Origin of the sequence: Oerskovia douganii (assembly GCF_015142735.1) — a bacterium.
GTDB classification, from domain to species: Bacteria; Actinomycetota; Actinomycetes; order Actinomycetales; family Cellulomonadaceae; genus Oerskovia; species Oerskovia douganii.
Genome location: NZ_JACSPN010000003.1, coordinates 30,600 through 48,445 on the forward strand (window position 1 = coordinate 30,600; position 17,846 = coordinate 48,445).

Consider the following 17,846-nt stretch of genomic DNA (forward strand, 5'->3'; position numbering starts at 1 on the left):
CGACAGGCCCGCAGGGCACGACGAGCCCGGCGGACGAGCGGGCTCCACGAACTTAAGGGGAACACCATGGCCAACGTGAACGTGACGTTCGACGAGATGCGCGACGCCGCGACCCGCCTCCGCCAGGGCCAGGAGGACGCCACCCGGATCCTGCTGGTCGAGCTCAAGTCCCAGGTCGACGCCCTGGTCTCGAGCGGCTTCGTGACCGACCAGGCGTCGGGTGCCTTCCAGGCGTCCTACGAGCAGTTCGCCACGGGTGCCGCGCAGGTCCTCGAGGGCCTCGACGGGATGGCGACCTACCTGGTCACCGCTGCTGACACGCTGCAGCAGACGGACGCCCAGCTCGCGCAGGGCATCCGCGGCTGACGAACGAGCACTCCTGACGGGGTGGCCACGGGAACCGTGGCCACCCTTTCGCTCGTCACCAACTGAACTGAGGAGCTGCGATGAGCCTTTTCCTGAAGGTGGACGGCGACCTTCTCGAGAGCGCCGCGAGCGATCTGGGGACGGTCTCGCGGGAGTTCGCGCAGGCGGATGCCCGCGCCGACGGCATCGCCGATGCAGTCGGCGACGCCGGTCTGGCCGAAGCCGTCCGGGGATTCTCGACGAGTTGGAGCAACCGTCGGGAGAAGATGCGCGAGGGAATCGACGACCTGTACGAGCTGACGCGAGCCGTCGCCGACAGCTTCACCGAGGCGGACGGCGAGCTTGCCTCAGCGTTGGAGTCCGAGTCGTGAGCTGGTATCCCCTGACGGACGCCGACCCGGTTCCCGGAGACCCCGACCTCGTGCGAACCGGCGGGCAACGCATGCAGCGGGTCGGCGAGGCGATGGCTGACGCGCACGCGTCGCTCGGGAAGATCGCGAGATACGACTCGCAGACCTCGGACGCCATCGACGAGCTGCGCGAGAAGGCCGAGCAGATCCGCGCCGAGGTCATCAAGGCCAAGGACAGGTATCAGGACGTGGGCGACGCGCTGGTCACGTACGCCGAGAAGCACGGTGAGGCGCAGGCGCAGGCTCGCGATCTCCTGAACCGTGCGGTGTCCGCGCAGCAGGCCGTCGACTCAAGCCGGCTGGCGCGCTTCCGGGCGAACGAGCGGCTCGACGAGGCGCGGACCACGTCCCAGCAAGGCGGTGAACCCGTCGATTCCTGGGTCGAGACCGCCGCCCGCAACGCCGACTCCGCGCACGCGGACGCGGCGGCGTCGCTGGCTACCGTCAAGGGAGAGCTCCCCGGGGTGATCGAGGCGTGGCGGGCCGCGGCGTCGGCGGCCCGGACGGTCGTGGACCGCGTCGTGGAGTCGGACGGGCTCAACGACGGCTGGTGGGAGAAGTGGGGATCGGGCGCCGCGAGCTGGCTCTCAGAGGTCTTCGGCGCGATCGCCGCCGTGCTCGGGGTGCTGGCGCTCGTGCTGGCGTGGGTGCCCGTCCTGGGACAGGTGCTCGCGATCGCAGCCGTGGTGGCGGGTGCGATCGCGTTCGTCGCGGACCTCGCCCTGTGGGCCTCCGGCGAGGGCTCGCTGGGCGCGGTCCTGCTCGGCGCTGCGGGTCTGCTGACCTTCGGAGTCGGCACTGCCCTCGCTCGGAGCGCCAGGACCCTGGCGCGCACCGGCCTCGTGCAGGGGGCCGCCCGGTCCCAGCGGATCGCGCAGCGCCTGGGCAGCCCAGCCAACCGGCGGGTGGTCCGGGGACTCTTCCCGCCGGTCTCGCCGGCGCTGCGCAGCTCGGGCGCCCGCTGGTTCGAGCCAACGTCATGGAACACCTGGTTCAACCAGGGGGCAAGGTCCTTCCGCGGACTGACCGGCAGGTCGTGGGCGCTGAACTTCCTCGGCTTGGGCGGGGCTGCTCAGGCGTCGCAGGCGCTACGGAACGCGCAGGCCGTCGCGGCCTTCGCCAGAAACGGGACGGCCGCCCCGCTGGCGCTCTCCGGCCTCTCGCGCGTCGGGGTGCAGTACGCCGGGGGAGCGGCCACGAGCCTGGTCGTCGGCCCCGGCGCTTGGGTGGCGAACCAGGTGAGGGCCCACGTGTCCGAGGGGCAGAAGTGACGGGGCCCGTCATGTCCAGGCTCCGGATACCCGTCCTCGATGACTGGGTCCTGTGGGGCGCCGGGCTGTCCGACGCAGAGCTGGTCGAGGTGGGGCGCCAGATCCCCGGGGACGGGGGGAACAGCATCAGCGGGCTCGACGCCGTCCGATCCGTCGACGCGCAGGCGGTCGCCGCCGGCGACGTCTGGACGGCGGGACTGTGGTTCCCGCGGAGCGCGGAGCACCAGGCGCGGGCCAGCGTGGTCGTGCGGATCATGTCGGCGGACCGACCGGCCCGCCGACTTGCTCGCCGGTTCGCCCGCGACCTCGCTGCCGTTCCCCGTCTTTCAGGTCTGACGGTGCTGGCCTACAGCGGGATCGAGGTCGACAGCGATCTCGGCCCGGCGTTCCTGCAGTGCCTCGACACCTCGTCCGGTCCGGACTTCACGGTGACCCAGACGTCGAGGTTCACGGTCTTCCCGCACCACGTCCAGGAGGTGGTGGTGCTCGACTTCGAGACCGTTCACCTCGACGTCGAGGACGAGCTGTCCGACGAGCTCGTTCAGATCGTCGGACAGCTCACCTACGAGGGCGTCGCGTGAGCTCCACGGGACGACCACAGCCGGCCCGATGGGTCATGGTTCTCCCGGATTCCTGGTGGCGGATCCCGCTCCGGGACAAGGGGGTGCGGGAGTCGTCCGTCGCCGAGCTCGTCGATCGTCGGCTCGGTCCGTCCGACGAGCGGGCCACGGACCGTCGGAGGCTGCGGGCGGACCTCGGGGCCGTCGCGGAACAGAGCGCGGAACTCGGCGGGTCGCTGCTCGTGGTGATCACCATGGAGGTCGCCGACATCCCCGTCACGGGGACGATGGTGGTCTATGAGATCGCGCGCGACGGCCATGACCTTCGCGCCGCCCGGAGGGCGGCGGAGGCCAGGGTCACGGTCCCGGAGGACGTCCTGGTGGTCGACGGAGCGCTCGCTCACGTCGTACGGTCGGTCACGGCATCGGACATCCACCGCACGGGGCCCGACGGTCAGCCGTTGCTCCCAGAGCTGCGGCTCGACTACTGGGTGGACCTGCACGGCCTGGGGACTCTCCTCTACATCGTGATCACCTCCCCTCTCGTTCCACTGCGGGAGGGGCTGGTGCCAGTCTTCGACGCGGTCGTCGCCTCTCTGCGATGCCTCGATCACTCCCAGGAGGAGGTCTCATGAGTGGTGCTCGATCCCTGACCGGGGAGGTGGGCGTGGTGATGGGGGCGGTCCAGGACGTGCGCGTGCCGGCTGAGTACACGGGCACGGTTCCCGCGGCCCTGTTCCTGCTCGCCGTGGCGTCCCTCCTGGGCTACCTGGTGGTGGTGCTCTGGGGGCGACGCTGGTTCCGGGCGATGCGTGGTCCGCGAGGACATCTGAAGGGGTCTCTCCTCGCCCTCGTCCCGGCCGTGCTGCTCGCCGGCGGCGTCCTCGCGGTGAGCGAGCTCGACGAGCGGGCTGCCCGGTCGCAGTGGTCGGCTTTCGAGAGTGACGTGGAGACCGCCTACGCGTCAGGGACGCTGGCAGCGACGGATGCCCCGTCGTACGTCCCGCCGCAGTCCGTCTGGCCAGGGCTGACCCTCGTCACGATCGTCCTGGCGGCGGTCGTGTGCCTGGTCGTGGTGACGGTTCTGGTCGGGGGCGCGCGGTGGTACGCCAGCACGGCTGACCCTCAGGGGGCGGTCCGGACGTTCGCTCTGGTCGCCGCGGGCGGACTCGGCGTCGTGATCCTCCTCGGCGGGGGTGTGAGGGTCATGACGGAACAGGTCGAGGACTCGGCGATGGCGGTCTACGACGCGCAGGTCGCCCTCTTCGAGCTCACGCGACCGGACGTCTCGTCGTGATCCTCGCGCGGGCCGCTGAAGAGCGTTCGGACCGGTGGGCCGGCTGGCCCCTGTTCGTCGTCGGGCTCGCGGTCTTCACGGTGCTGGCCGTCGTCCGCGTCGTGGTCCTCGTCCGAGCCGGGGAGACTGCGGGATCCGTCGTGCTGGTCGTGTCCGGAGCGGCGGGCGTTCTCGTCGGCGCCGTGCTGGTGTGGATGGTGCTGCGTGTCGGTCTGCTCAGGCGGCGCGTCGCCGCGGCGCGCCCTGGTGCGGTCGTCGTCCCGGGATGCGTCGTCGCGGTGATGGTCGCGGTCGCTCGCGACCGTGGGGTGCCCCGGAGGCCATGGGCTCTGCAGGGTGGGCAGCCTGTGGCGCTCGCCGTGACCTCGGCGGACCTCGAGGTCTGGGCGGGGAACGCCTCGAGTCCGCGGTGGACGATCCCGCTCGCCGCGGTCGGCGCGGTGGCGAACCTGTCGGGACGCTACGGGCCGCGGAAGGTCCAGGCAGTCGGGGTATGGGACCAGGACGGGGCTTTGGTCGCTGCCCTCGTCCCGGCGTACCGCTCGACGAAGGTTCTGGTGGGTGGCTCGTGGGACCAGCGCGAGCGGGCACGCCATGACCTGCGGACGGCGATCTGGAAGGGCGGGTCCGGCGCGTTCCCGAGATCCGGGGGCTCGCCGCGGCGCGAGACACGCGCCGCCTAGACTGTTCTGGCCCTGTGGACCCCCGAGGAGGAGTGACCGTGCCGTCGATCCTGCAGTTCCCGAGCGAGCAGTTCCCTGGCTATCCCGGGGTGGGTCTCGTGCAGCCCGAGGGGTGGCAGCCCCTGCCGGAGGTGGGCCTGCCGCTCGCCCTCGCGAAGGACGCCGCCGACGGCGAGTTTCGCGCGAACGTCATCACGGTGCTCAACAGGGTCCGGGCCGAGCACTCGCTCGACCAGGCCGTCGGAGAGGTCGTCGCGCGGCTCACCGGGCTCCCGCAGTACCAGGAGCTCGGGCGGGCGGAGATCGAGGTGCAGGGGCACGGCGGGTTTCGGATCGAGGGGATCTTCGCGGAGCCCACGCTCGGCATGCTCGTCCAGGCCGTGCGGATCGTCCTCGTGGACCGGGGGCCGGTCAAGGACCTGGTGCAGGTGACGGGCTCGTGCACCGGCGCGCAGATGCAGAGCACCCTGCCGGAGATCCGTACGATCCAGGACAGCCTGAGCATCGCCGTGTGAGCGCCCCACGGCACCGCCAGGAGGCGGCCGGGGCTCGGTCCGTGACTGTGCCCTCGCTCGTAACATTCGGCCGGATCCTGAGACGTGATTCCACCTGGCGAGATCCGCTGTCAGTGTGGAGATGCACCTGAGTCGTACAATCGAGTTCTCCCGTTGGCAGCCGTGGAACTCCCGGACAGCCCCGGGCGACCGGTCCGCCCAGTCCTGCGGCTCGACCTCCCCTCCTCGACCGGAAGGCGTTCTTTCCTGTGAGCAGCTCTCGTCCTTTGCGTGTGGCCATCGTCGGTGCTGGTCCGGCTGGGATCTATGCGGCGGACATCCTGTCGAAGACGGGTGTCGAGGTGAGTATCGACCTGTTCGAGCGTCTTCCCGCGCCGTTCGGGCTCGTCCGGTATGGGGTGGCGCCGGACCATCCGCGTATCAAGGCGATCATCGTGGCGTTGCACAAGGTGTTGGCTCGGGGTGACGTGCGGTTGTTGGCGAACGTGGAGTACGGGGTTGATCTGAAGCTGGATGATCTGCGGCAGTTCTATGACGCGGTGATCTTCTCGACGGGGTCCATCCGGGATGCGGCTCTGCCGATCGAGGGGATCGATCTGCCGGGGTCGTTCGGGGCGGCTGATTTCGTGTCGTGGTACGACGGGCATCCGGACGTGCCACGTACGTGGCCGCTCGAGGCCCGGCAGGTCGCGGTGCTGGGGGCGGGGAACGTGGCGTTGGACGTGGCGCGGGTGCTGGCCAAGCACGCCGATGACCTGTTGCCCACGGAGATCCCGGACAACGTCTACCAGGGGTTGAAGGACTCCCCGGTCACGGATGTGCACGTGTTCGCGCGTCGTGGTCCGGCGCAGGCGAAGTTCTCGCCGTTGGAGCTGCGCGAGCTCGGTCACGTGCCCGACGTCGACGTGATCGTGTATCCGGAGGACTTCGAGTTCGACGAGGGGTCGATGGCCGCGATCAACTCGTCGAACCAGACGAAGCAGGTCGTCAAGACGTTGACGGACTGGACGTTGAAGGATCCGTCGCAGTTCACGGCTTCGCGCCGGTTGCACCTGCACTTCCTGCACGCGCCGGTCGCGGTGCTGGGGCAGGGCAAGGTCGAGGGGCTGCGCACCGAGCGGACCCGGTTGAACGGGGACGGGACCGTGAGTGGGACCGGCGAGTTCCACGAGTGGCCCGTGCAGGCGGTCTACCGTGCCGTGGGGTACTTCGGGTCGCCGTTGCCGGAGATCCCGTTCGATGATCTCAAGGGTGTGATCCCCAACCGGGAGGGTCGGGTGATCGACATCGATGGTGAGCAGATCCCGGGGGTGTATGCCACGGGGTGGATCAAGCGTGGCCCGGTCGGGTTGATCGGGCACACCAAGTCCGACGCGTCCGAGACCGTCCGCCACCTCGTCGAGGACGTGACCGGCGCGGTCCCGGCGAGCGAGGGTGGCGAGGCGGTCGAGGGAGACGTCGAAGCCGGTCGCGTCGCGCCGCACGGTTCGCCCGAGGCCGTGCTGGAGTTCTTGGCCGAGCGCGGTGTCGACGTGGTGCAGTGGGCCGACTGGGAGGTCCTGGACGCCCACGAGCGCACCCTGGGCGAGCCGCACGGGCGTGAGCGCATCAAGGTCGTGCCCCGCGAGGACATGCTCCGCATCGCCCGCCGTCAGACCCAGGCAGCCACGCAGGACGACACGCTCTGACCCCGCCCGACTGACGCACGCACCACACGACGGCGCCCCCACCTACCCGGGTGGGGGCGCCGTCGTCGTGCTCGGGGCACCATGCCTCCGTCCTGGCGCCGCCGCGCGGACGACGGGAACGCTCCGGGTGCACCGAGCGTTCTCCCGGTGGATGCTCGCACCACGGCATCCTGCGCTCGACGGAAGGACTGAGGTGGGTCACCAGCATTTCAACGGACTGAAGACCGCGGGGCTCTTCGGCGTCATGTGGGTCGTGATCCTTGGCCTCTGGGCCGTGTTCGGTCGGTCGGCCAGCACGTTGTGGATCTTCGTCGCGGTCGGCCTCGTGACCACGGCCTACGGCTACTGGAACTCGGACAAGATCGCGATCCGGGCCATGCACGCGCGGCCTGTGAGCGAGCTCGAGCAGCCCGCGATGTACCGGATCGTGCGCGAGCTCTCGACCGCCGCACGTCAGCCCATGCCCAAGCTGTACGTGTCGCCCACGCAGGCGCCCAACGCGTTCGCGACGGGGCGCAACCCCAAGAACGCTGCGGTGTGCTGCACCGAGGGGATCCTCACGCTGCTCGACGAGCGCGAGCTGCGGGGGGTCCTGGGCCACGAGCTCATGCACGTGTACAACCGCGACATCCTCACCTCGTCGGTCGCGAGCGCCATGGCCGGCGTCATCACGTCGCTCGCGCAGTTCCTGCTGATCTTCGGCGGCAACCGCGACCGGGGCGGCAACCCGCTCGCGGCGATCGCGATGGCGCTGCTCGCGCCCGTCGCCGCGATGGTGATCCAGCTCGCGATCTCCCGGACGCGCGAGTACGACGCCGACGAGGACGGCGCGAAGCTCACGGGCGACCCGCTCGCGCTCGCCTCGGCGCTGCGCAAGCTCGAGCAGGGGACCGCGCGGGCCCCGCTGCCGCAGAACAGGGACCTGGTCGACGTCTCGCACCTCATGATCGCCAACCCGTTCCGCGGGGCGGGCGTCGCGAAGATGTTCGCGACGCACCCGCCCATGGCCGACCGCATCCAGCGCCTCGAGCGCATGGCGGGCCAGCAGGGCGGCATCACGCGGTACTGACGACCGGGAGCCCCGCGGTCGATGCCGAGGTTCCCCCGCCTCGACCCCTCGCGCCTACGTCGCCGGGGCGCTCGGCGAGATCCCGCGGTCGGCCAGCCAGCCGCGCACCGTGGCCCACGAGGCCGAGCGGGGGTTCTGGGGCGACAGGTGGTCGTCGCCGGGGACGACGGCGAGGGTCGCGTCGTCACCGGCTGCCTGCGCCGCCGCGGCGTAGTCCGTGGCCACCGACGGGAGGACCACGGCGTCCAGGTCGCCGGTCAGCACGAGCGTCGGGACCCCGAGCGGGAGCCGGGCCGTGGGGGAGGCGAGGTCGTACCGGTCGTCGGAGACCTCGCTCGTCGTCCCTCCCATGAGGGCCTCGACCGCCCCTCGGTTCCCGCTCGCCGCCCCGGCCGCCACCAGGTCGTTGACCCCGGCCTGGGTGACCACGAGGTCCGGTCGGACGACCGGGCTCGCGCCCGGGGCGCCGTCGGGCAGGGTGTGCCGGGCGGCGAGCCACAGGGCCAGGGTCCCGCCGGCGGAGTGCCCGACGACGGCCACGCGCCCGGGCGTCAGGCCCACGCTCCCGAGCGCCTCGGGGAGCAGGTCGAGGCCGGCGGCGACGTCCTCGAACGTCCCGGGCCAGCCCCCGTCGTCGGCGGGGTCGGGCGCTCCCACGCCGCGGTAGTCGAGGTTCCACACCACGACGCCGTCGTCGGTCAGGTCCCGGGCGACGGCCGTCTCGGAGAAGCGGTCGTACGAGGCGTCCCAGCCGCCGCCGTGGACCAGGACGACGACGTCGACGACCTGACCACCACCGTCCGGCGGCGGCGCGGGCGCGACATCGGACGGCGTACGCCGTTCCTCGAACGCTCCGGCGAGAGCGGCAGGCAGGATCAGGTCGGCCGCCTGGGCGGGACGTGGTCCGTAGGCGAAGGTGGTGAGCGTCGCGTCGTCGGGCTCGACCGGTCGGGGTGACGCGCCGGGCCGGGTCGACGTGCCTGAGTCGGGGGGCGTGGGGGCTGTGCACCCCGCGGAGGCCACGGTGAGGGACATCGCCAGCGCGACCCCCACGAGGCGGCGACGGGAGCGGGGGACCTGCCCGGCCGTCCGGTGCGAGCGCATCACCGTTCGCGACCGTCCATCGGCGGGGCCGGACGCGGTGCCGCCCCGTCGAGCAGCCGCTCCAGGGCGACCGCGACCCCGTCGTCGTCGTTCGACGCCGTCACGTGGGTCGCGGCCGCGAGGACCTCGGGGTGCGCGTTGGCTACGGCGTACGAGGTTCCTGCCCAGGCGAGCATCGGCAGATCGTTCGGCATGTCGCCGAACGCCCACACCTCGTCGGCGTCGATGCCGTGCGAGGCGCACCAGGCAGCCAGCGCGCCCGCCTTGGTGACGTCCGGGGGCAGCAGCTCCGCGAGCCCCTCGGCCCCCGAGAACGCGAGCAGGGCCCGGTCGTCCACGGTGTCGAGCACCTGCTCGAAGAACGCGTCCTGGCCCAGGTCGTCGGTGCGCGCGAGCAGCTTGGCGACCGGGGCGTCGAGAGCGCGCTCGACCGGCCCGCGCCACGAGTCCGGCATGTCCTCGTCGTGACGGAACTCCGGGTCGAACACCGGGCCCTCGACCTGCTCGACGGCGAGCGCGACCCCCTGGACCGCCGCACGCAGGTCACGGACCACGTCGCGCAGGGCGAGGGGCGCGAACCCCCTCGACTCGACGACCTGGCGCGTGCCGACGTCGTACACGCACGCCCCGCCCAGGCAGATGATGACGCCGTGCCCACCGACCAGGCGCCCGACCTCCCCGAGCCAGCGCGGCGGGCGGGCCGTGACGAACACGACGTGCGTCCCGCCCTCGTCCAGGGCCCTGAGGACGTCACGCGTCCGGTCCGAGACCGTGCCGTCGGAGCGCAGGAGCGTCCCGTCCAGGTCGGTCGCGACCACACGGGGGGAGGCGGTCATGCAGAGGCTCCTTGCCCGCGCCCGGCCCACGCAAGAGCGTCGGGCGACGGGAGCCGGTGAGTGTCCACGCCGTGAGTGTAGGTCGGGCGGGCGGGCGACACGCCCACCCGCGGGCGGGGCCGACGCCAGACCTGCCCGAGAACGCCGACGGGCGCGCCGCCGTCGGGCAGGAGCCCGGCCGGCGACGCGCCCGTCAGGAGCTGGTCAGCGGTAGTTCGTGAACTGCACCGCGAAGTCCAGGTCCGCTCCCTTGAGCAGCGCCTGGACCGCCTGGAGGTCGTCGCGCGACTTGCTCGTCGCGCGGACCTCGTCGCCCGTGATCTGGGTCTTGACGCCCTTGGGGCCTTCCTCACGGATGATCTTGGTGACCTTCTTGGCGTTCTCGCCCGCGAGGCCCTCCTTGAGCACGCCCTCGAGGCGGTACTCCTTGCCCGACAGCTTGGGCTCGTTGTCCCCCGTGTCGAACGCCTTGAGCGAGATGCCGCGCTTGATGAGCTTGGTCTGGAACACGTCGAGGATCGCGAGCACGCGCTCCTCGGAGTTCGCGACCATCACGATCTTCTCGCCGCTCCAGGCGATCGACGCGCCGATGTTCTTGAAGTCGTAGCGGGTCGCGATCTCCTTGACGGCCTGGTTGAGGGCGTTGTCGACCTCCTGGCGGTCGACCTTGCTGACGATGTCCATCGATGAATCGGCCACGGTGCTCTCCTGACGCGGTAGGTGGGGGTGGTCTGGGGTCCACGGTAGTGCGCGGGCGCCCGGGGCGTCGCCTCGGGTCGTGGTCGGGTGCGCCGCGCGGACGGGCGCTGCCGCACGCGGCCCGCCCGCCACGGGTCCGCCGTCAGCGGGCCGCGAGCCGGGACACGCGCATCGACCGCAGGGCGTCGACGCTGAGCACGATCAGCGCGAGCCACACGAGCGAGAAGCCGGCCCACCGGGCGGGCGGCATGGTCTCGTGGAACACGAGCAGGCCGACGAGGAACTGCAGCACGGGCGCGAGGTACTGGAGCATGCCCACGAGGCTCAGCGGCAGGCGGCGGGCCGCGGAGCCGAACAGCAGCAGGGGCAGGGCCGTGACGACGCCGCTCGACGCGAGCAGGAGCGCGTGCCCGGGGCCCTCGGTGGCGAACGTGCCGACGCCCGTGACCCCCAGGTAGACCAGGTAGCCGAGCGCCACGGGGAACAGCAGGGTGGTCTCGACCGCGAGGCCGGGCAGGGCCTCGACGTCGCGGCCGACCCGGTTCTTGACGAGCCCGTACAGCCCGAACGAGGTCGCGAGGGTCAGCGCGATCCACGGCAGCCGGCCGACGCCGAACGTGAGGACGACCACGGCCGCGGTCCCGATCCCGAGCGCGACCCACTGCGCGGGGCGCAGGCGCTCCTTGAGGACGACCACCGCGAGCAGCACCGTGACGAGCGGGTTGATGAAGTAGCCCAGTGCGGCGTCGAGCACGTGCCCGGAGAGCACGCCGTACACGTAGACCGTCCAGTTCGTGGCGACGAGCACCGAGGCGATGGCGAGCAGACCGACCGTCCGGCGCGAGCGGAACGCCGCGCGGTAGGCGGGGAGCTGGCGCATCACGACGAGCAGGAGCAGGCAGAAGAGCAGGCTCCAGACCACGCGGTGCCCGATGATCTCGAGCGGACCGGCGGGCTTGAGCAGGGGGAAGAAGAGGGGCATGGCGCCCCACAGGACGTAGGCGCTCGCGCCGAGGGTCAGGCCCAGGCGGTCGACCGGGGCGGGGCCGCCGGGGGTGTCCGGGGCGGTGGGGCTCGGGGCGCCGGTGGCCGCGGAGAGGTCGTCCGTGGAGGGTCGAGGGGAGTGGCTCACGGTTCACTGTAGGCGTCCGAGGGCGATCAGGGAGGGGTCGATTTTCCACCGGAGCCCGATCGGTTGTACTGTTGCCACGCTCCCGCAGTTCGGAAGCGTCCTGCGGTTGCGCCTCGGCGCAGCCTGGGTGCGGACGTCCGACGAGAGTGAACAACAGAACATGGCAGGTTGCCCGAGCGGCCAAAGGGATCTGACTGTAAATCAGACGGCATAGCCTTCGTGGGTTCGAATCCCTCACCTGCCACGCACCTCGACGAGGCGCCACCCCCCGGGGTGGCGCCTCGTTCGCGTGGTGCGACCGGGTCGAGCCGGTGCCCGGTGCACGCGCCCTCGTGTTGCTGCTCGCCCCGACCCGACGCCGGAGCTCGCCGCGGTCCGCTCGAGGGCGCCACGGGCTCGTCCGGGGCTCGCGAGCCGACAGGGGACGAGCCGGCAGGGCGACCCGGGTGTGACATGCACCCGCTTCACGACATGTCGGGCGCTCCCGGCGTCCTGCGCGGGGGTCGACACGCTCGCGGGGCCCAGCGCGGCGAGGGGGCAGGATCGGCCTGATCACTGGGGTTTCGGGTGGTCGCAGGAGTCGATTTCGCACGAGGCCGGAACCCGTGTAATCTTTTCACCGCTGCCCCGATAGCTCAGTCGGCAGAGCGTCTCCATGGTAAGGAGAAGGTCAAGGGTTCGATTCCCTTTCGGGGCTCTGTGAAGTGACGTGGGGTCGTCTCGCTACAATGTTGGCGACACGACCCCGCGTTCATCACGCGGCGGGGTAGCTCAGCTGGTCAGAGCGCACGGCTCATAATCGTGAGGTCGCGGGTTCGAGCCCCGCCCCCGCTACCACTTCCTGACAACACACCGTACGGCGGCCGGCGCCGTGCGGCCTAGCAAGCACGTAGCGCCCTCCGGAGGCGCGAGAGGTGGCACTACCGTGGCAAGCAAGAGCTCAGACGTTCGCCCGAAGATCACGCTCGCATGCGTGGACTGCAAGGAGCGGAACTACATCACCAAGAAGAACCGCCGCAACGACCCCGACCGTCTCGAGCTGGCGAAGTTCTGCCCGCGTTGCGGCAAGCACACCGCTCACCGCGAGACCCGCTGATCCAGCGGCTCTGCTGAGCAGCTCCCGTACGCATGGCGATCAACGCTGACTACGCCGGTCGCGAGTACCCGGCGACCGCCCCGTACTCGGTCGGCCGCGAGAAGATCCGCGAGTTCGCCTCTGCTGTCGGTTCGTCCCACCCCGCGCACCACGATGTGGCCACTGCGCGGGGTTTGGGCTATCCGGACCTGATTGCACCGCCCACGTTCGCGGTGATCGTCGCGCAGCGTGCGGAGGCCCCGTTCGTCCAGGACCCCGCGGCCGGGATCGACTTCACGCGAGTCGTCCACGCCGACGAGCGGTTCGTGCACCGCCGTCCGATCGTCGCCGGCGACGAGCTCGTGACGGTGCTGCACGTCGACTCGGTCACGCAGCGGGCGGGCATCTCGATGGTCACGACCCGCGCCGAGATCGGCGCCCTGGCGGCTGACGGCTCCGGAGCCGTCGAGCCCGTCGCGACCGTCACGTCGAGCCTCGTCGTCCGCGGGGAGGACGCATGACCGAGCACGCAGCGCCCACGGTGAGCACCCCGCGCCCGGACCTCGCCGCGCTCGCGGTGGGCGATGTCGTCGGGACCCGTGAGGTCCTCGTGGACCGGGCCCGCCTGGTCCGCTACGCCGGCGCGAGCGGCGACTTCAACCCGATCCACTGGAACGACGTCTTCGCGCAGAGCGTGGACCTGCCGGGCGTGATCGCGCACGGCATGTTCACCATGGGTGCGGCCGTCGCGCTGGTCGAGGACTGGGCCGGGGACCCCGGCGCGGTCGTGGACTACCAGACGCGCTTCACGCGCCCCGTCCCCGTGCCGAACCCGGGCGAGGCCGTGATCTCGGTGTCGGGGGCGATCGGCGCGATCGACCTCGAGGCCCGGACGGTCCGCGTCGACCTCACGGTCACGTTCGAGGGCGCGAAGGTCCTCATGAAGGCGCAGGCGGTCGTCCGCCTCTAGGGCCTTCCGTCCCACGGTGCGTCGAAGGGCGCCTCTCCCGCCGGAGCGGCGCCCTTCGTGCGTCCGTGCCCTCCCGAGGGAGGTCCCGGTCAGGCGCCGGGCGCGGGGCCGGTCGTGGTGCCGATCACGAGCTCCACGTCGAGCATGACGGTCTCCGGCTCCTTGCCCGCGAGGAGGCCGACGACGGCGTCCCCGAGCTGGGACCCCTTCTCGGCGAGGGGCTGGTGGACGCTCGTGAGGGTGTCGGGGCTGAGCCAGGGCAGGTCGAGCCCGTCGAACCCGGCGACCGACAGGTCCTCGGGCACGCGCAGCCCGAGCTCCTTGGCGCCCAGGACCGCTCCCGCGGCGAGCAGGTCGGAGTGGGCGATGATCGCCGTCGGGCGCTCGTCCGCCGGGACCCAGGTCCCGAGGATCTGGACCGCGGCGGCGTGCCCGTGCTCGACGAGCGAGGCCTCGGTCTCCCAGGAGATGAGGGGCTCGACGACGTCGCGCACCCCGGCGAGCCGGTTGAGCGTGGGGGTGCGGTCGGCCTGGGCGAGGCGCTCGGCGTCGATGATGCCGCTGCGGCGCGAGTTGTCGAGGGGGAGCGTGATCTCGGCGATGCGCGTGTGGCCGAGACCGACGAGGTGGCGGACGGCGTCCGCCGTGCCGCGTCGGTCCTCGATGCCGACGAGGGGCGTGCCGGGGACGGGGTGCCCCTCGCCGATCACCACGGGGACGCCGCGGCGCTGCAGGGCAGCGAGGGTCGCGTCGTCGGTCCCGACGCCCCAGACGAGCACCGCGACGTCCATCGCGGCGCTCTCGATGAGCGGGTCGACCGCGCGGGACGGGTCGTCCGAGGGGATGCCGGGGATGAGGAGCACGCCGAGCCCGCTGGTCCCGAGCGTGGAGACCAGCCCGTCGAGCACCTGGACGGCCACGGGGTCGCGGAACGCGCGCTTGAGCTGGTCGCCGATCACGACGCCGACGATCCCGGACTTCCCGGAGCGCAGCTGGCGCCCGAGGGGGTTGGGTCCGGTGTAGCCGAGCTCGTCGGCCGCGGCCATGACGCGGTCGCGCGTCTCGGGGGTGATGGGCCCGGCGCCCGAGAAGGCGAGGGACGCGGTGGACACCGAGACCCCGGCGAGCGCAGCCACGCGGGCGAGGGTCGGGCGGCCTGGCGGCCTGGGTGCCTGCTCGGTCTCGGTCATCGTTGCCCCTCTGCCGGTCTGGTCGACGTTCTCGGTCCCGGCGTGGCGCGCGGAACGGTTGTTGACGGCGCGGCCAGACTACCCGCAGAATTGTGCCCATGTCTCGAATCGTTTCGAAGGCCACCCCCGACGCAGGAATCGAATCGATTCGACCCGTGCTCGACCCCGGCCTCTCCCGCGCCCGCTGGTCCCTCCTCGGGATCTTCCTCCTCAACGGCATCGCCATGTCGAGCTGGCTCGCCCGCATCCCGTCGATCCGCGACGCGCTCGGCATGACCCCCAAGGACCTGGGCTTCGTGCTCCTCGCGGGCGCGGTCGGGGCTCTGCTGACCGTGACGCTCGCGGGTCCCGTCGTCAACCGGTTCGGTGGCAAGGTCACGATGCTCGCCTCGACCGCGTTCTTCGCCGCGGCCTTCGTGCTCCTCGGGGTGGGCCCGGCGACGGGCTCGGTCGCCCTGCTGGCCGCGGGCATCTTCCTCAACGGAGTGGCCTTCTCGCTCGCCAACGTCCCCATGAACGTCGAGAGCGCGAGCGTCGAGCGTCGCACCGGGCGCACGATCCTGCCGCAGTTCCACGCGGCGTTCAGCGTCGGTGCCGTGGTCGGCTCGCTCGTCGGTGCCGCCTGCGCGGCGGGCGACGTCCCGGTCCTGGTCCAGTTCGCGGGCACCGCGGTCGTCGCGACGGTCTGGCGGCTCGTGAGCATCCCGATGTTCATCCACGCCACACCCCCGCGCCCTCGCGTCGAAGGTCACCTGGGCGAGGCGACCGTCGAGGGGGTCGAGGCCGCGGCGGTCCTGCACCCGCGTTCGCGCCGTGTGCGCCTCGGGGCAGCGCTGAGCGCCTGGCGCGAGCCGCGGACGCTGCTGATCGGCCTGGTCATCATGGCGGCCGCGCTGTCCGAGGGCTCGGCCAACGACTGGCTCTCGCTCGCGGTGGTCGACGGGTTCGAGCAGACCGAGGCCGTCGGGGCCGTGGTCTTCGGTGCGTTCGTCGGAGCCATGACGGTCATGCGCCTGCTGGGCACGCGCCTCATCGACCGCTACGGCCGCGTCGCGGTGCTGCGGGTCTCGGGGGTCGCGTCGATCGGCGGTCTCCTGCTGTTCGGCTTCGCGCCCAACCTGCCGCTCGCAGGGGTCGGTGTGCTCGCCTGGGGCATGGGAGCGGCTCTCGCGGTGCCCATCGGCATCGCGGCCGCGTCGGACGAGCCGCTGCAGGCGGCGAGCCGCGTCTCGGTCGTCTCGGCGTTCTCGTCGATGGCCTCGCTCGCCGCGCCGCCGCTGCTCGGGATCGCGGCCGAGGCCATGGGGGCGCGGCACGCGCTCGTGCTCATCGTGGTCGCGATGGTCGTGAGCGTGCTGCTGTCCGCGAAGGTCGCGCCGCTCGCCGCGGCGCCCGTCGCGCGTCCCCTGCCCGACGGCGGAGCCCCCGCGGGTGCGGCGGGCCGCGTCGTGCGGACGGTCGGGGAGGGCGACGGGGCCCCGGGTGTCCAGCACGAAGAGGCTGACCGCCTGGTAAGCAATCAGCCGGTACCGTCGTCTGTGCGCACCCGTCGCCGCCGGTCTGCCCGTCGGCGCACCGCGGACACCGCACCGCCGGTCCTGCCGGCACCCACCAGCTCCACCTCCCACCGACGCGAGGAGACCTCCGCATGACCACCCCGCCCCCGACCCCTCGCGGCCCGGGCGCCGTGAGCGCCTCCCGAGCCCTCCAGGTCGCGACCTGGTCCGTGTTCGCGGTGTTCTTCCTCAACGGGTTCAACTTCGCGAGCTGGGCCTCACGCCTGCCCGCGGTGCGCGACGCGCTCGGGCTCAGCGAGGGCAGCATGGGGTTCCTCCTCCTCTTCGCCGCGGTCGGGTCCCTCCTCGCGCTCCCGCTCTCCGGCATGGTCGTCCAGCGCATCGGAGCCGCGCGCGCGGTCCTGCTCTTCGCCGCCGTCAACGTGACCGGCCTCGTGGTCGCCGTCACGGGGGTCGCCCAGGGCTCGGTCGACGTCGTGCGCGTCGGCCTGTTCCTGTTCGGGATCGGCACCGGCGTCTGGGACGCGGCGATGAACATCGAGGGGGCAGCGGTCGAGCAGAGGCTCGGCAAGGCGATCATGCCGCGCTTCCACGCGGGCTTCTCGTTCGGGACCATGGCCGGTGCAGGCGTCGGGGCCCTCGCCGCGCTCGCGGCCGTCCCCGTCCAGTGGCACCTCGCGGTCGCGCTCGCGCTCAGCCTCCTGGGCGTGGTGTGGTGCGTGCGGTCCTTCCTCCCCGCGGGCGCGGTCGACGACCGGACCGGTGCGACGCCGTCGGGCGGTGCCGAGGACCCCGCGGGGGAGGACCCCGCGACCGCCGTGCACGGGAACAAGGGCGCGCGCGGCGCGCTCGCCGCGTGGAAGGAGCCCAGGACGCTGCTGATCGGCCTCGTGGTCCTCGCCGCGGCGCTGACCGAGGGCGCGGCCAACGACTGGGTCGGGCTCGCGGTCGTCGACGGGTTCGGGACGTCCGACGCGATGGGGGCCGTGGGCCTGGGGATCTTCCTCACCGCGATGACCGGGATGCGCCTGCTGGGGACGGGCCTGCTCGACCGGTTCGGGCGCGTCGCCGTGCTGCGGATCTCGGCGGGGCTCGCGTTCGTGGGGCTGCTCGTCTTCACGCTCGTGCCCAACCTGTGGGTCGCGCTCGTCGGCGTCGTCCTGTGGGGCATGGGCGCAGCGCTCGGCTTCCCCGTCGGGATGAGCGCAGCCTCGGACGACCCGGCACACGCCGCGGTCCGGGTCAGCGTCGTGTCGACCATCGGGTACTCGGCGTTCTTCGTCGGGCCCCCGCTCATCGGGTTCCTCGCCGAGCACATCGGCGGGTACCGTCCCGCGCTGCTCGTCATCGCGGTGCCGCTCGTGATCGGGCTCCTCGTGGTCGACGCGGCCAGGCCGCTGCCGACCGCAGCCGGTACGGGCGGCCCCACCCGCTGAGCAGACCGGCCCGCGAACTAGGCTGGAC

20 protein-coding genes and 3 tRNA genes are annotated in these 17,846 nt (G+C 72.1%); 18 read left to right on the forward strand and 5 right to left on the reverse strand.

Annotated features, from left to right (window positions below; genetic code table 11):
• Positions 1 to 66: 66 nt before the first annotated feature.
• The 10 genes from H9623_RS03095 to htpX all read left to right on the forward strand — a co-directional run bounded on the left by H9623_RS03095 (position 67) and on the right by htpX (position 7,859).
• On the forward strand, positions 67 to 366 hold the full coding sequence (locus tag H9623_RS03095) for a WXG100 family type VII secretion target (RefSeq protein WP_193718635.1): 300 nt from the start codon (positions 67 to 69) through the stop codon (positions 364 to 366).
• An 80-nt stretch (positions 367 to 446) separates the two neighbouring features.
• On the forward strand, positions 447 to 737 hold the full coding sequence (locus tag H9623_RS03100; protein WP_193718636.1) for a type VII secretion target: 291 nt from the start codon (positions 447 to 449) through the stop codon (positions 735 to 737).
• A complete protein-coding gene (locus tag H9623_RS03105; protein WP_193718637.1) occupies positions 734 to 2,047 on the forward strand; it encodes a hypothetical protein in 1,314 nt (437 codons plus the stop codon). The genes H9623_RS03100 and H9623_RS03105 overlap by 4 nt, the downstream gene beginning before the upstream one ends.
• A gap of 11 nt (positions 2,048 to 2,058) precedes the next feature.
• Entirely contained in the window at positions 2,059 to 2,628 is a 570-nt protein-coding gene (locus tag H9623_RS03110; RefSeq protein ID WP_193718638.1) for a hypothetical protein, read from the forward strand.
• A gap of 35 nt (positions 2,629 to 2,663) precedes the next feature.
• Positions 2,664 to 3,242 carry a hypothetical protein gene (locus H9623_RS03115; RefSeq protein ID WP_193718639.1) on the forward strand — a complete coding sequence of 193 codons (579 nt, stop codon included), beginning with the start codon at positions 2,664 to 2,666 and terminating at the stop codon, positions 3,240 to 3,242.
• The gene (locus H9623_RS03120; protein ID WP_193718640.1) at positions 3,239 to 3,904 is read left to right on the forward strand and encodes a hypothetical protein; all 666 of its coding nucleotides are present in this window, start codon (positions 3,239 to 3,241) and stop codon (positions 3,902 to 3,904) included. The genes H9623_RS03115 and H9623_RS03120 overlap by 4 nt, the downstream gene beginning before the upstream one ends.
• Complete coding sequence (locus H9623_RS03125; protein ID WP_193718641.1) at positions 3,901 to 4,587, forward strand: hypothetical protein; 687 nt, start codon at positions 3,901 to 3,903, stop codon at positions 4,585 to 4,587. Before H9623_RS03120 ends, H9623_RS03125 begins: the two co-directional genes overlap by 4 nt.
• Before the next feature lie 38 nt (positions 4,588 to 4,625).
• On the forward strand, positions 4,626 to 5,102 hold the full coding sequence (locus tag H9623_RS03130) for an LpqN/LpqT family lipoprotein (RefSeq protein ID WP_193718642.1): 477 nt from the start codon (positions 4,626 to 4,628) through the stop codon (positions 5,100 to 5,102).
• A gap of 248 nt (positions 5,103 to 5,350) precedes the next feature.
• Entirely contained in the window at positions 5,351 to 6,790 is a 1,440-nt protein-coding gene (locus H9623_RS03135; RefSeq protein WP_193718643.1) for an FAD-dependent oxidoreductase, read from the forward strand.
• A 151-nt stretch (positions 6,791 to 6,941) separates the two neighbouring features.
• Positions 6,942 to 7,859: a zinc metalloprotease HtpX gene (gene htpX, locus H9623_RS03140; protein ID WP_193718644.1), complete on the forward strand. Its 918-nt coding sequence runs from the start codon at positions 6,942 to 6,944 to the stop codon at positions 7,857 to 7,859.
• Between the two features lie 54 nt (positions 7,860 to 7,913).
• On the opposite strand, the gene H9623_RS03145 is transcribed toward htpX, so the two are convergent.
• The 4 genes from H9623_RS03145 to rarD form a co-directional block, all read right to left on the reverse strand.
• On the reverse strand, positions 7,914 to 8,963 hold the full coding sequence (locus H9623_RS03145; protein ID WP_227748101.1) for an alpha/beta hydrolase family protein: 1,050 nt from the start codon (positions 8,961 to 8,963) through the stop codon (positions 7,914 to 7,916).
• A complete protein-coding gene (locus tag H9623_RS03150) occupies positions 8,963 to 9,799 on the reverse strand; it encodes an HAD family hydrolase (protein ID WP_193718646.1) in 837 nt (278 codons plus the stop codon). The genes H9623_RS03145 and H9623_RS03150 overlap by 1 nt, the downstream gene beginning before the upstream one ends.
• Positions 9,800 to 10,003: 204 nt before the next feature.
• Entirely contained in the window at positions 10,004 to 10,498 is a 495-nt protein-coding gene (locus H9623_RS03155; protein WP_193718647.1) for a YajQ family cyclic di-GMP-binding protein, read from the reverse strand.
• Between the two features lie 142 nt (positions 10,499 to 10,640).
• On the reverse strand, positions 10,641 to 11,630 hold the full coding sequence (gene rarD / locus H9623_RS03160) for an EamA family transporter RarD (RefSeq protein WP_321575261.1): 990 nt from the start codon (positions 11,628 to 11,630) through the stop codon (positions 10,641 to 10,643).
• Positions 11,631 to 11,792: 162 nt separating this feature from the next.
• On the opposite strand from rarD, the gene H9623_RS03165 reads away from it, so the two are divergent.
• The 6 genes from H9623_RS03165 to H9623_RS03190 all read left to right on the forward strand — a co-directional run bounded on the left by H9623_RS03165 (position 11,793) and on the right by H9623_RS03190 (position 13,675).
• Positions 11,793 to 11,874, forward strand: a tRNA-Tyr gene (locus H9623_RS03165).
• Positions 11,875 to 12,254: 380 nt separating this feature from the next.
• A tRNA-Thr gene (locus H9623_RS03170) sits at positions 12,255 to 12,327 on the forward strand.
• 63 nt (positions 12,328 to 12,390) lie between these two features.
• Positions 12,391 to 12,467: transfer RNA gene (locus H9623_RS03175), tRNA-Met, on the forward strand.
• A gap of 88 nt (positions 12,468 to 12,555) precedes the next feature.
• The gene (gene rpmG / locus H9623_RS03180; protein ID WP_030151977.1) at positions 12,556 to 12,726 is read left to right on the forward strand and encodes a 50S ribosomal protein L33; all 171 of its coding nucleotides are present in this window, start codon (positions 12,556 to 12,558) and stop codon (positions 12,724 to 12,726) included.
• Between the two features lie 32 nt (positions 12,727 to 12,758).
• The gene (locus H9623_RS03185) at positions 12,759 to 13,226 is read left to right on the forward strand and encodes an FAS1-like dehydratase domain-containing protein (protein WP_193718648.1); all 468 of its coding nucleotides are present in this window, start codon (positions 12,759 to 12,761) and stop codon (positions 13,224 to 13,226) included.
• Positions 13,223 to 13,675, forward strand: coding sequence for a MaoC family dehydratase (locus H9623_RS03190; protein WP_193718649.1), 453 nt, complete (start codon positions 13,223 to 13,225; stop codon positions 13,673 to 13,675). Before H9623_RS03185 ends, H9623_RS03190 begins: the two co-directional genes overlap by 4 nt.
• Before the next feature lie 89 nt (positions 13,676 to 13,764).
• Here the strand turns inward: H9623_RS03190 and H9623_RS03195 are convergent, their stop codons facing one another.
• Entirely contained in the window at positions 13,765 to 14,865 is a 1,101-nt protein-coding gene (locus tag H9623_RS03195; protein WP_193718650.1) for a LacI family DNA-binding transcriptional regulator, read from the reverse strand.
• A gap of 98 nt (positions 14,866 to 14,963) precedes the next feature.
• Here H9623_RS03195 and H9623_RS03200 point away from each other — a divergent pair, with 98 nt between their 5' ends.
• A complete protein-coding gene (locus H9623_RS03200) occupies positions 14,964 to 16,517 on the forward strand; it encodes an MFS transporter (protein ID WP_193718651.1) in 1,554 nt (517 codons plus the stop codon).
• Entirely contained in the window at positions 16,514 to 17,818 is a 1,305-nt protein-coding gene (locus tag H9623_RS03205; protein WP_193718652.1) for an MFS transporter, read from the forward strand. Before H9623_RS03200 ends, H9623_RS03205 begins: the two co-directional genes overlap by 4 nt.
• Positions 17,819 to 17,846: the final 28 nt, after the last annotated feature.

What these genes read in the sequence shown, in the direction of transcription:
- H9623_RS03095 (WP_193718635.1), top strand. Translation starts at nt 67, where the DNA reads ATGGCCAACGTGAACGTGACGTTCGACGAGATGCGCGACGCCGCGACC.
- H9623_RS03100 (WP_193718636.1), top strand. Translation starts at nt 447, where the DNA reads ATGAGCCTTTTCCTGAAGGTGGACGGCGACCTTCTCGAGAGCGCCGCG.
- H9623_RS03110 (WP_193718638.1), top strand. Translation starts at nt 2,059, where the DNA reads ATGTCCAGGCTCCGGATACCCGTCCTCGATGACTGGGTCCTGTGGGGC.
- H9623_RS03115 (WP_193718639.1), top strand. Translation starts at nt 2,664, where the DNA reads ATGGTTCTCCCGGATTCCTGGTGGCGGATCCCGCTCCGGGACAAGGGG.
- H9623_RS03120 (WP_193718640.1), top strand. Translation starts at nt 3,239, where the DNA reads ATGAGTGGTGCTCGATCCCTGACCGGGGAGGTGGGCGTGGTGATGGGG.
- htpX (WP_193718644.1), top strand. Translation starts at nt 6,942, where the DNA reads ATGCTCGCACCACGGCATCCTGCGCTCGACGGAAGGACTGAGGTGGGT.
- H9623_RS03145 (WP_227748101.1), bottom strand. Translation starts at nt 8,963, where the DNA reads ATGCGCTCGCACCGGACGGCCGGGCAGGTCCCCCGCTCCCGTCGCCGC.
- H9623_RS03150 (WP_193718646.1), bottom strand. Translation starts at nt 9,799, where the DNA reads ATGACCGCCTCCCCCCGTGTGGTCGCGACCGACCTGGACGGGACGCTC.
- H9623_RS03185 (WP_193718648.1), top strand. Translation starts at nt 12,759, where the DNA reads ATGGCGATCAACGCTGACTACGCCGGTCGCGAGTACCCGGCGACCGCC.
- H9623_RS03190 (WP_193718649.1), top strand. Translation starts at nt 13,223, where the DNA reads ATGACCGAGCACGCAGCGCCCACGGTGAGCACCCCGCGCCCGGACCTC.
- H9623_RS03195 (WP_193718650.1), bottom strand. Translation starts at nt 14,865, where the DNA reads ATGACCGAGACCGAGCAGGCACCCAGGCCGCCAGGCCGCCCGACCCTC.
- H9623_RS03200 (WP_193718651.1), top strand. Translation starts at nt 14,964, where the DNA reads ATGTCTCGAATCGTTTCGAAGGCCACCCCCGACGCAGGAATCGAATCG.
- H9623_RS03205 (WP_193718652.1), top strand. Translation starts at nt 16,514, where the DNA reads ATGACCACCCCGCCCCCGACCCCTCGCGGCCCGGGCGCCGTGAGCGCC.